The sequence below is a fragment of the Sphingopyxis sp. H050 genome (assembly GCF_001468265.1).
GTDB lineage: Bacteria > Pseudomonadota > Alphaproteobacteria > Sphingomonadales > Sphingomonadaceae > Sphingopyxis.
The window spans coordinates 1-11,845 of record NZ_LNRZ01000001.1; the positions used below are offsets into that span (position 1 = coordinate 1).

Consider the following 11,845-nt stretch of genomic DNA (forward strand, 5'->3'; position numbering starts at 1 on the left):
CTCCGCGGACGAGCGCGCCGGTGCCTTCCGCACGGCGACCGCCGCCGCCTGCCACAGCAGCGCGCCGCGCCCGCTCGTTCCCGGCGAAATATGGACGCTCGACACCGCGGCCGAGGCGTTCACGCTTGCGGGCGGCAGCGGCGATGTCCTGCTTCTCGAAATCGCGGTCCAGCCCGCGTCGTCGCTCCCGACCCGCACCTACGACATCGCCAGCGGCCGCCTCGTCCGCGCCTCGGCCTCCCGCCGCGACAGCAGCGTGCGCCAGATGGCGCTCGCCCTGCTGCGCAGCTTCGGACGCACCGACGCCGCCCCGCTCTTCGCCGCCGAGACGCAGGCGCAGGATTTCGCCGCACGCTGGGCCGCGATGCGCGAGTTTGTCGCGCTCGATCCCGCGGCGGCGCGCCCGCACCTTCAACGCATGGCCACCGCCGACCCGCACCCCGAAATCCGCCGCGCCGCCGCCGCGACACTGGCGCTCTATGCTCCCCTTCCGCCGGCGGGCGGGGTTGGGGGAGGGTCTGTCGAAGCCCCGGCACCGGAGACGTGCAAGTGCCCCGCCTGATCGATCCACCCGCGGCCTGCGAATACGACCTCGAAGAAGTCGCCGCCCGCCTCGACGAAAGCGGCGTCGACCTTTCCGACGAAGCCAGCGTCGCGCGCTGCGCCGGCCTCCTCGCCGGCCTCCAGCGCAACCGCAGCTTCCTCGCCGACCGCATCATCGCCGAGCTCAAGGCCAGCTACGCCGGCCAGCTCGCCGCGAACCGCTATTCGGCGCAGGTTTTCCTGCTCCACCGCAGCCCGCGCGGGCATTTCCTCCGCGCCAACCTCTGGCCCGCCGCGACCGACGCGGTCTACGCCGCGAGCGGCCCCGCCGCCTTCGCCTACGGCCTGCCGCACGACCATAATTTCCACTTCCTCACCACCGGCTATTGGGGCCCCGGCTATGTCAGCGACTATTATGAGTATGACGCCGAAGCCGTCGACGGCCGCGCCGAGGAGTCGTTAAATCTGCACTTCGTTGAGCGCAGCAGCTTGAGCGAAGGCAAGATGATGCTCTACCGCGCCCACCGCGACATCCACAGCCAGCTCCCGCCGGAGCGCCTGTCGGTCAGCCTCAACATCATGGACGAGGGCGAGCACATCCCCTGGCGCGACCAATATATCGTCGACCTGGAACGCGGCACGATCGCCAGGCGCCCGACGCTGACCCCCGGCGAAATGCTCCTCCGCTGCGCCGTCCACCTGACCGACAACGCCAAGGACATCGCCGAGCATTTCGCGAAAGCGCACCCGGTGCCACGGGTCCGCGCGAACGCGATCGCGGCGCTGGCGGCAGTGGCAGAGGGCGACGGAAGGGCGGCGGTGCTGGAGCGGGGGGTGGGGGATGTCGATGCGCGGGTGCGGGATGATTGCCTAAGGCGGCTGGCAACCTGATCCTCCCTGTCGCGCAGCGATGGGGAGGTGGCAGCGCGAAGCGCTGACGGAGGGGCAATGGCGCCGCCGTCGCGGCCCCTCCACCGCCCTGCGGGCGGTCCCCCTCCCCATGGCTTCGCCACGAGGAGGATTCTATATCCGCACCCGCCCTCCGTCATTCCCGCGCAGGCGGGAATCCAGCTTTCGCTTCAACTTGGCGAAGCTTGCCCCTTGGCGCCCGAATCGGCTTCGTCTAGCGTTGGGTCGTCATAAGGGGGCGGCATGCGACTGAGTTGGGACGAGATCAAACGCCGCGCCAAGGCGTTCAGCGAGGAATGGCGCGACGCCCATTATGAAAAGGGCGAAACGCAAAGCTTCTACAACGATTTCTTCGAAATCTTCGGGATCAAGCGCCGCACCGTCGCCGACTATGAGCGGCGGGTCAAACTGCTCGATAACAAGCACGGCTTCATGGACCTGTTCTGGCCGCGCACGCTGCTGATCGAACAGAAAAGCAGCCGGCTGGACCTCGGCAAGGCAGAGGAACAAGCGCTCAACTATGTCGCCGGCTTGCCCGAAACCGAACAGCCGCGCTTCATTCTGACCTGTGATTTCCAGAATTGGGTGTTGCGTGACCGTGATAGCCGGAGCGATCCGCTCAGCTTCAAGCTCGCCGACCTACACAAGCACATCACTGCCTTCGACTTCATGCTCGGGCGGCGCGTCAGCTTCGAAAATCAGGCGGGGGTGACGATCAAGGCGGCGGAGCTGATGGGCAAGCTCCACGACGCGCTGGAGGAGGCGGGCTACATCGGCCACGACCTCGAACAATTTCTCGTCCGCATCCTCTTCTGTCTGTTCGCCGACGACACCGGCATTTTTCAGCCGAAGGATATCTTCCTTCAACTGATCGACAACGACACCCGGCCTGATGGCAGCGATACGGGCATGGTGCTCAGCCAGCTTTTCGACGTCCTCGATACGCCCGAGGGCAAGCGGCAAAAGGGCCTGTCAGGGGAACTCGACGCCTTCCCCTATGTGAATGGCCAATTGTTCAGCGGCCCGCTGCGTATCCCGCAATTCGACCAGAAGATGCGCGACCATCTGCTCGACGCGGCGCGCCACGACTGGTCTGCCGTGTCGCCCGCGATCTTTGGCTCGCTCTTCCAGTCGGTGATGGATGCCAAGGAGCGCCGGGCCAAGGGCGCGCACTATACGACCGAGGCGAATATCCTGAAAGTCATCGGCCCGCTTTTCCTCGACGATCTGAAGGACGAACTCGATCGGCTCGCCCTTCGCAAGACGGGCCGCGACGCCGCGCTCACCGAATTTCTGGCGAAACTGAAGCGGCTGACCTTTTTCGATCCCGCGTGCGGCTGCGGCAATTTCCTCGTCATCGCCTATCGCGAAATCCGCGCGCTGGAACTGCGCGCGCTGCGCCTGCGCTACCCCGACGGCGGCATGAACGCCGCGCTGATGAGCCAGGTGACGGTCGATCAATTCTACGGCATCGAATTTGAAGAATTTCCGGCGCGCATCGCCGAAGTGGCGATGTGGATGGCCGATCATATCGCCAACAACTGGATGAACGAGGCGTTCAACACGAACATCGCGCGCATCCCGTTGAAAGGCGGCGCGACGATCCTGCATGGCGACGCGCTGGAAAGCGATTGGGCCGAACTGCTGCCGCCCGAAAAATGCAGCTATATCATGGGGAACCCGCCCTTCATTGGGCAAAGTTACCAGTCGCCGTTTCAGCGCGAACAGATGGCGCGTGTGATCAATGCGCCATCGGGACGCGCCGGTTCGTTGGATTATGTCGCGGCTTGGTTCATCAAGGCAGGGCAATATGTGAACCATGTCCCCTCTCCCCTTGCGGGAGAGGTCGCGGGAGCATACGCGACCCGGCAAGATATTGCGGCGCAGACGCGCCGCGACCCCTCTCCCGGCCCTGCGGGCCGACCTCTGCCGCAAGGGGAGAGGGGTGGGAACAGGCGCATCCGCATCGGCTTCGTCTCGACCAATTCGATCACTCAGGGCGAACAGGTGGCACAGCTCTGGCCGCTCCTGTTCGACCGCTACGGCCTCGAAATCGCCTTCGCGCACCGCACTTTTAGCTGGGGCAGCGAAGCGCGCGGCAAGGCGCATGTCCATGTCGTCATCATCGGCCTCGCGCACCGCGATCACGAACCCACCGAAAAAAGGCTGTTCAGCTATCCCGACATCAAGGGGGATCCGGTTGAGAGTCGGCATGTTGCGCTGACGGCTTATTTGTTTGATGGCAAAGGCGTCGCGAATACACATCTAGTCGTACGCGATCAGCGAAAACCCCTATGCGACGTCACGCCGATGCGAATGGGCAGTAAGATCGTCGACGGCGGTCATTACATTCTTAATCAGACCCAGCGTGCTGCCTTTCTTGAGGACGAGCCTAAAGCGGAAAAATATCTGGTCCCACTCGTCGGATCGCTTGAATATATAAATGGGGGACGCCGTTGGGTCCTCGCGCTTTCCGGAATTTCCCCCGATGAATATCGCGGCCTGCCTACAATTATGGATCGGGTTAAGGCAGTCCGGGAGTTTCGACTGTCGAGCAAGAAAGAAGCGACGCGAAAATTGGCGGACTATCCGACTCAATTTGAGGTGAGCACGATTCCGCAATCTAGCTTTCTTGTGTTCCCGGAAGTCAGTTCCGAGCGACGAGACTATGTGCCAATAGGATGGCTTGAACCTCCCACAATTCCGTCGAATTTGGTCCAGACACTTTTGGACGCCGACCTCTATGATTTCGGTATTCTGACCAGCCGAATGAATATGGCTTGGCTAGGGCATATCGGGGGACGACTAAAGAGTGATTTTCGCTATTCGATCGGTCTCGTCTACAACACCTTCCCTTGGCCCAACGCCACCCCCACGCAGCGCACCAAAATCGAAAACCTCGCCCAAGCCGTCCTCGATGCCCGCGCCGCGCATCCGACCTCTAGCCTCGCCGATCTCTATGATCCCGACGCTATGCCCGGCAATTTGCGCAAAGCGCACGCCGCGCTCGATGCCGCGGTCGATAAACTCTATCGCTCCGCGTCCTTCGCGTCCGACCGCGATCGCGTCGAACATCTGTTCGGGCGCTACGAAGCGCTCGTCAATCCGCTCGAACGCGAGGCGGCGAAGCAGAACAAGCGCGTGGCGCGCAAGGCGGCCAAGCAGGACTGACCCTCCGCGTCTCCGCGCGAAATAATCCTTTCCTACATTATCCCGCCATGCCAGCCTCCCGTTCTGGCTCTTTGACTCGTCGAAATCCGCTGCCCCGCCGCCCGCGCCGAAGATCGCGGCGGTGCGACCTTTGCCATCTTTCCGCCGCGCGCGCCGTGGGCGACCTTCGCGACCTTTGGTGCCGGTCTGAAGTGACCGGGACGGTATGCTTCATTAGGCCGACCTTTCCTGAACTTTGCACCGCTAAAAACGACAAAGGAGACAGTTTGGGCTGCACGTCCGTGTCTTTTGTCGCCTCAAGACCCTTGCTGACAGCGCGGCTTTCGCCTGCTAGGGCGCCGCGCATGACCACGCCTTTGTCCCACATCCGCAATTTCAGCATTATCGCCCATATTGATCACGGCAAGTCGACGCTCGCCGACCGGTTGATCCAGTTCACCGGGGGGCTGACCGCGCGCGAGATGTCGGCCCAAGTCCTTGATAATATGGACATCGAGAAGGAGCGCGGGATCACGATCAAGGCGCAGACGGTGCGCCTGAAATATACCGCGAAGGACGGCGAGACGTACGAGCTCAACCTGATGGACACGCCGGGCCACGTCGACTTCGCCTATGAAGTGTCGCGGTCGCTCGCCGCGTGCGAGGGCGCGCTGCTCGTCGTCGACGCGGCGCAGGGGGTCGAGGCGCAGACGCTGGCCAACGTCTATCAGTCGATCGAGCACGACCATGAGATCGTCCCCGTCATCAACAAGATCGATCTGCCCGCGGCCGATGTCGACAAGGTGAAGGCCGAGATCGAGGATATTATCGGGCTGCCCGCCGACGACGCGGTGCTTGCGTCGGCCAAGTCGGGGATCGGCATCGAGGAATGCCTCGAGGCGATCGTCACGCGCATCCCGCCGCCGAAGGGCGACGCCGCGGCGCCGCTGCTCGCGATGCTCGTCGACAGCTGGTACGACCCCTATCTGGGCGTCGTCATCCTCGTTCGCGTTGTCGACGGGATCTTAAAAAAAGGCCAGCAGATCAAGTTCATGCAGGCGGGCACCACCCATCTGATCGACCGCGTCGGCTGCTTCACGCCCAAGCGCGAGGAGCTGACCGAGATCGGCCCGGGCGAAATCGGCTTCATCACCGCGCAGATCAAGGACGTCGCCCAGGCGCGCGTCGGCGACACGGTCACCGACGCGAAGAAACCCGCCGCGGCGCCGCTGCCGGGGTTCAAGGAAGTCCAGCCGGTCGTCTTTTGCGGCCTGTTCCCGACCGACGCGAACGACTTTGAGAAGCTGCGCGAAAGCATCCAGAAGCTGCGGCTCAACGACGCCTCCTTCTCGTTCGAAATGGAGAGCAGCGCCGCGCTCGGCTTCGGCTTCCGCTGCGGCTTCCTCGGCCTGCTGCACCTCGAGATCATCCAGGAGCGGCTGACCCGCGAATATGACCTCGACCTGATCACCACCGCGCCGTCGGTGGTCTACAAGCTGAAGCTCAGCCACACCAAGAATGAGGCGGCGAAGGAGATCGAGCTCCACAACCCCGCCGACATGCCCGACCCGAACCGCATCGACGAGATCGAGGAACCGTGGATCGAGGCGGTGATCTATGTTCCCGACGATTATCTGGGGCCGATCCTGAAACTGTGCCAGGACCGCCGCGGGGTGCAGAAGAATCTGACCTACGTGGGCGGCCGCGCGCAGATCACCTATGAACTGCCGCTCAACGAGGTGGTGTTCGACTTCTACGACCGGCTGAAGAGCATCAGCCGCGGCTATGCGTCGTTCGACTATCACCAGATCGGCCACCGCCCCGGCGACCTCGTCAAGATGAGCATCCTCGTCAACAACGAGCCGGTCGATGCGCTGAGCATGATCGTCCACCGCGGCTCGGCGGAAAGCCGCGGTCGCGGCATGTGCGAGCGGCTGAAGGATCTGATCCCGCGCCACATGTTCAAGATCCCGATCCAGGCAGCCATAGGCGGGAAAGTGATCGCCCGCGAAACCATCGCCGCGCTGCGCAAGGATGTGACCGCCAAATGCTATGGCGGCGACGCGACCCGCAAGAAGAAGCTGCTGGAAAAGCAGAAAGAGGGCAAGAAGCGGATGCGCGAATATGGCAACGTCAACATCCCGCAGGAGGCGTTCATCGCCGCGCTGCGGATGGGGGACGACGCCTAGGGTCAGGACCTGCCGCCGGGGACCCCCTCGCTGCGCGACCCCCCGCTTAAATCATAGGTTCGCTTCGCCCGAAAATCGGCCAAGCAGGCTGCGACGATGGGCGAGGATGATTGGGATATGAGCGATTCGGGCGCGCAGCGGCTGACCGGCAGGGTCGCCTTCATTTCGGGCGGATTGCGGGGCATCGGCCTTGCGTGCGCCGAACGCTTCCTCGCCGAGGGGGCCGAGGTCATCCTCTCCGATCTCGATAGCCCGGACAGCGATGTCGCGGCCGCGGTGATGGCGCGGCTGGGGCAGGCGGCGAGCTATGTTCAGGCGGATGTGACGAAGGAAGAGGACTGGCACCGCGCGCGCGACGCGGTGCAGGACCGCCACGGCCGGCTCCATATCCTGGTCAACAATGCCGGGACCGACCTGACCGGCGCGGTGGAAACGCTGAGCATGGAACGCTGGCGGCGGATCATGGACATCAATGTCGACGGGGTGTTCCTCGGCGTGAAGACCTTCGTGCCGATGATGGCGGAGAGCGGCAAGGGGGTGCGGGGCGGCGCCTCGATCATCAATGTCAGCTCGATCATGGGACTGGTCGGCTATAACGAAGTCTCCGCCTATAACGCATCGAAGGGGGCCGTGCGGATGTTCACGAAGGGCATCGCGATCGAATTTGCGCAGAAGCAGATGCCGATCCGCGCCAATTCGCTTCACCCCGGCTTCGTGATGACCCCCTTGCTGGAGGCGGGCTTTCAGCGCTGGGTCGACAGCGGATTTGCCGAAAGGAAGCAGGATTTGATGGACGCGATGGCGGGCGCGACCCCGATGGGGCGGCTGGCCGATCCGGCCGAACTGGCGGCGGGCGCCTTCTTCCTCGCCAGCGCCGACAGCGCCTATATGACCGGCGCCGAGCTGGTCATGGACGGCGGGTGGACCGCGCAATGACCATCGCCCTCGACAATGTCGTCGCGCTGGTCACCGGCGCCAGGGGCGGCATCGGCCGCGAATTGTGCAAATCGCTGACGGCGGCGCGCGCGATCGTCGTCGCGACCGACCTCGCCGACGACGCGCCCGACGTCGAATGCGACGTCTATTTCCGCCACGACGTGACGAGCGCGGCCGACTGGCGGCGGATCGCCGGCGAAATCGGCCGCCGCTGGGGCCGGCTCGACGGGCTGGTCCACAATGCCGGCATCTCGATCGTCACGCGGATCGAGGACAGCCCGCTCGCCGAATGGCACCGGGTCAACGCGGTCAATGTCGACAGCGTCATCATCGGCACGCAGGCGCTGTTGCCGCTGCTGAAGGAAGGCGGCAAGGCGCGCACGAGCGGCGCCTCGATCGTCAATTTCTCCAGCGTCGGCGGCCTGCGCGGCGCGGCGTTCAACGCGGCCTATTGCACCAGCAAGGCGGCGGTAAAGATGCTGTCGAAGTGCATGGGAGCCGAATTTGCGGCGCTCGGATATAATATCCGCTGCAACAGCGTCCATCCCGGCGGCATCGACACCGAGATGCTCAGCGGCATCATCGAACGCTATGTCGAGCTGGGCGCGGCGCCGTCGCGTGAAGCGGCCGAGGCGGGGATGAAGCTGGCGCACCCGATCGGCCGCATGGGGCGGCCCGACGAGATCGGCGGCGGCGTGGTTTACCTTCTTTCCGACGCCGCCAGCTTCGTGACCTGTAGCGAGTTCCTGATCGACGGCGGCTTTTCGCAGGTCTAGCGGCCCAACCCTCTCCCTCGCCCCGCCCGGTATCGGTCGAGCCTACGGCTTCTTCTCCTCCAACCGCACAATGCTCACCACGCACCGCGCCGGAATCTCGATGATCCCGCTGATGTGCAAATCCTCGTCGCCGACGAGCATGGCCGATCCGGCGAGGACCTTGACGCAATCGTCGTCGTGGATCAGGCGGCCGACCGACAGGCAGATTTGCGTCTTGCCGGGATCGAAATCCAGATAGTCGATCCAGCCGCCGTCACACTGCCGCTGGCGGCCAGATGCGCGATGAAACCCCGCTGCCGGGCGTCGGTGATGCTGTTCCACCGCTGCTTAACATAAGTGACGGGTTCGAATCGGAGATCGTCGGGCAGGTCGTCGGGATCGTCGGGCAGGTCGTCGGGATCGACGGAAAACACGTCGGCTTCATCGCCGGCGCGGAGGGACGGGAGGCTTTCTTCGGTCATCACATGCTCCTTGGTTCGCTTGGACGAATTAAGCGAACCATATTGGAACATTGTAGGAAAGCGGTTTTTTGCGAGCCGCGATCATGCTTCGTCGTCCCGGCGCGGATCGGAGATTGTCCTCTTGAGGCAGGTGACGCCTATTCCCCTTTCATCGCCGGGATGACGAGGCGGGGAAGTGTCGCCTGTTGGCTTCACCGCGATTAGCCCCTTGAGACACTATCCGATTGTTCCCCGGCGAAAAGCCGGGGTCCAGCGCGTAATGATGCGATGTTTGTTTGCAAACGCTCTGGACCCCGGCTTTCGCCGGGGAACCATAGCTGCTTAAATGGTGCGAATGCCGATCAAGGCCGGGGTGACGATGAAGGGGCGGGTCCGGGCCCCGCCTACATCTCGATCAGGATGCGGACCTTGGTGGGGCTGGTCCCGGCGGCGCTGGCGATCTGGCTGCGGACGCGGGCGACGAGCGACTGGAGGTCGCGGCGTTCGGGGGCGGCGTCGACGGTCAGTTCGGCGACCGGCACGCCGAGCAGCGTCGCGAGCGCTTCGAGCCGTGCCGCCTTGGGCCGCGAGCGGTCCTGTTCCCAATAGCAGACCGAGGTGACGGTGACCCCCAGGCGGCTTGCGAGTTCGCCTTGCGTCAGCAGCTTTTGCTTGCGCAGGCGCGCCAGGCGCTCGCCCACGGTTTCGTCCGCGATGTCGGGGGAGGTATCGCCGCCGGATGCGACCGGTCCGGCGGCGCCCTCCACAGGGTGGAAGGGAGGAGAGAAGGATTTGCTGTGGTGCACGAGCCCGTCGAACCTTTTGTTTTTTGTCGGACCCTGCCCTACCATGTTAAATCGCGCGTCACTTTCAACTTCTCCCAAATCGGCATGACCGGTTGGGCAGTTGCGGCGGGCCGTTGCGGGGCGCCTGCCGTGGGGCTAATCTGGCGCTCTTCGGAGCAGAGAGGGGCCGCGAGATGACGGGAGCCTGCGCGAGACCGCTCGACGGCATCGTCGTGCACAGTGAACTCAGCGACGGCACGCAGGTGTGCCTGCGGACGATCCACCCCGACGACGAGGCGCTGCTGCGCGAGGGGATATCGAAGCTGTCGGCGGAGTCGCGCTATCTGCGTTTCTTCTCGCCCGCGCCGTCGCTTCCCGATGCGGTGGTGCGCCGGCTCGCCGATGTCGACGGGCACGACCATATCGCATGGGGCGCGATCTGCAGCGATTGTCCCGGCTGGCCCGCGATCGGCGCGGTGCATGCGGTGCGGTATCCGGACGGCGCCGACGGGACCGAGCGGCGGGTGGGCGAATATTCGGTCGCGGTGCTCGACGCCTTTCACGGCAAGGGGCTGGCGCGGATGATGACCGCGGCGCTGCTGATCGACTGCCGCGCCGAGGGGCTGGCGGCGCTGGACGTGAATACGCTTTCGGAGAACCGCGCCGCGGTGGCGCTGGTCCATGCGCTGGGCGGCACCTGGAAAGGCGAGAGCGCGGGGGTCGCCGAATATCGGATCGACATCGAGACCGCGCTCGCGGCGCTGCGCGCGGACACGGATGCGCGCGGGGTGCAGGATGTGTTCGTGCAGTTGGAGGGCTTGGATCGATAAGGCCTAGTCCCTCCCGCCGCGGCGGGTCGCGAACCGCGACGGGAGGGTTGCAGGGCTGCGCTGCCGAAGCGTCGCCGTCCCGCGCCTCCGCTCTAGCGGCGACGTCATGGCGGCGCGGTGACATGGATCACAAAATCGGAAAGTCGGGCGCGGATGCGCAAAAAAGGCGCCGGAGACTCGCTCCGGCGCCTTCTGCTACCCGGTTAGGGCAGGCTTATTTCTTCGCGGGATCGGCCGGAGCCACTTCCGACGGGGCGATCTCGCCATTGTCGTCCATCGCGTTGGCCTTTTCCTCGCCGGCGGCTTCGACCGCGTCGGCCTTGGCCTCGGTGGCTTCCTTCGCCGGGCCTTCGGGCATGGCGTCGGCCTGGGCGTCGATCGCGTCGGCCTGGGCTTCGGCCGTGTCCTCGACCTGGTCGGCTTCCTTGCTCTGGCAGGCGCCGAGGGCGAGGGCCGAAGCGGCGGTGAGGGCGATGATCGTCTTGCGCATTATCAGTTACTCCCAAGGTTGACTGGGGGCTTAACGCGGCATGAATGGCAAGGTTGCATGACCGGATGCAGATTGCGGAAATCGCGCAAAAAAAGAGGGCGCCCGGAGGCGCCCTCTTCATGACCCTTTGTGCGTCCTCTCGATCAGAAGCGCTGCTGGCGCTCGTAGAGGTCGCGGTAGTGCTGGATGCGCGTGACGCGCAGGCCCGGCATGCCGCTGCGATCGATCGAGCGCTGCCAGCTGGCGAACTCTTCGAGCGTCAGCCCATAGCGTTCGCAGACCTCGTCGACCGACAACAGGCCGCCATTGACCGCGGCGACGACCTCTGCCTTGCGGCGCACAACCCAGCGGGTCGTGTTCGGCGGCGGCAGCGAGTCGAGCGTCAGCGGTTCGCCGAGCGGACCGATAACCTGGGCAGGCCGGATTTTCTGATTCTCGATCATGTTCATTCCATATTGTCTTCGTCGTGGGGGATCGGATTGACCGACAAACAGGGGTCTAGATCAGAGGGACTCAACATCGGCTGAAACCCTCTGGTAAACAGGTGATTCATAGTTTCGGGCAGGTCGTTTGCCTGATCGGACAAATCGAAGAAACGAACGGGCCGCACCGCATTTTGTTCCGTCGCGGCGGGCGCGGCGGCGAGCAAATGGCTGAGCGCGTTAACGCGGGTCGCATGGACTTCGCGAGTCGCCTCTGCCTTCAGCATCCGCACCGTCGGCAGCGACGCCTGCCGCGCGTCGGACACGGCGCGCAAGATGTCGAAGCTGGGCTTCGACAGCGCCGCCGCGTCAAGG

Annotated in this window: 12 protein-coding genes; 7 read left to right on the forward strand and 5 right to left on the reverse strand. The window is 64.5% G+C overall.

Going from position 1 to position 11,845, the window contains the following annotated elements; translation table 11 throughout:
* The 6 genes from ATE67_RS00005 to ATE67_RS00030 form a co-directional block, all read left to right on the forward strand.
* Positions 1-562, forward strand: a 562-nt coding sequence (locus ATE67_RS00005; protein ID WP_197411856.1) for a HEAT repeat domain-containing protein, incomplete at its 5' end; no start/stop codon positions are given.
* On the forward strand, positions 550-1,434 hold the full coding sequence (locus ATE67_RS00010; protein ID WP_197411857.1) for a transposase: 885 nt from the start codon (positions 550-552) through the stop codon (positions 1,432-1,434). The genes ATE67_RS00005 and ATE67_RS00010, both read left to right, overlap by 13 nt.
* Before the next feature lie 261 nt (positions 1,435-1,695).
* The gene (locus tag ATE67_RS21785; RefSeq protein WP_058814628.1) at positions 1,696-4,623 is read left to right on the forward strand and encodes a DNA methyltransferase; all 2,928 of its coding nucleotides are present in this window, start codon (positions 1,696-1,698) and stop codon (positions 4,621-4,623) included.
* A gap of 344 nt (positions 4,624-4,967) precedes the next feature.
* On the forward strand, positions 4,968-6,791 hold the full coding sequence (lepA, locus tag ATE67_RS00020) for a translation elongation factor 4 (protein ID WP_058814629.1): 1,824 nt from the start codon (positions 4,968-4,970) through the stop codon (positions 6,789-6,791).
* Between the two features lie 117 nt (positions 6,792-6,908).
* Positions 6,909-7,727: a glucose 1-dehydrogenase gene (locus ATE67_RS00025; RefSeq protein ID WP_058815188.1), complete on the forward strand. Its 819-nt coding sequence runs from the start codon at positions 6,909-6,911 to the stop codon at positions 7,725-7,727.
* On the forward strand, positions 7,724-8,503 hold the full coding sequence (locus tag ATE67_RS00030; protein WP_058814630.1) for an SDR family NAD(P)-dependent oxidoreductase: 780 nt from the start codon (positions 7,724-7,726) through the stop codon (positions 8,501-8,503). The genes ATE67_RS00025 and ATE67_RS00030 overlap by 4 nt, the downstream gene beginning before the upstream one ends.
* Before the next feature lie 42 nt (positions 8,504-8,545).
* Here ATE67_RS00030 and ATE67_RS21790 read toward each other — a convergent pair whose 3' ends face one another.
* Positions 8,546-8,824: a hypothetical protein gene (locus ATE67_RS21790; protein WP_231727987.1), complete on the reverse strand. Its 279-nt coding sequence runs from the start codon at positions 8,822-8,824 to the stop codon at positions 8,546-8,548.
* Positions 8,825-9,347: 523 nt separating this feature from the next.
* Positions 9,348-9,710, reverse strand: coding sequence for a helix-turn-helix domain-containing protein (locus ATE67_RS00040; RefSeq protein ID WP_058814632.1), 363 nt, complete (start codon positions 9,708-9,710; stop codon positions 9,348-9,350).
* Positions 9,711-9,922: 212 nt separating this feature from the next.
* Here ATE67_RS00040 and ATE67_RS00045 point away from each other — a divergent pair, with 212 nt between their 5' ends.
* On the forward strand, positions 9,923-10,558 hold the full coding sequence (locus ATE67_RS00045; protein ID WP_058814633.1) for a GNAT family N-acetyltransferase: 636 nt from the start codon (positions 9,923-9,925) through the stop codon (positions 10,556-10,558).
* A 214-nt stretch (positions 10,559-10,772) separates the two neighbouring features.
* On the opposite strand, the gene ATE67_RS00050 is transcribed toward ATE67_RS00045, so the two are convergent.
* From ATE67_RS00050 to ATE67_RS00060, 3 genes are all read right to left on the reverse strand, one after another.
* Positions 10,773-11,048 carry a hypothetical protein gene (locus tag ATE67_RS00050; protein WP_058814634.1) on the reverse strand — a complete coding sequence of 92 codons (276 nt, stop codon included), beginning with the start codon at positions 11,046-11,048 and terminating at the stop codon, positions 10,773-10,775.
* A gap of 143 nt (positions 11,049-11,191) precedes the next feature.
* A complete protein-coding gene (gene sciP / locus ATE67_RS00055) occupies positions 11,192-11,491 on the reverse strand; it encodes a CtrA inhibitor SciP (protein ID WP_058814635.1) in 300 nt (99 codons plus the stop codon).
* 2 nt (positions 11,492-11,493) lie between these two features.
* The gene (locus ATE67_RS00060; protein WP_156416837.1) at positions 11,494-11,796 is read right to left on the reverse strand and encodes a hypothetical protein; all 303 of its coding nucleotides are present in this window, start codon (positions 11,794-11,796) and stop codon (positions 11,494-11,496) included.
* Between the last annotated feature and the right edge of the window lie 49 nt (positions 11,797-11,845).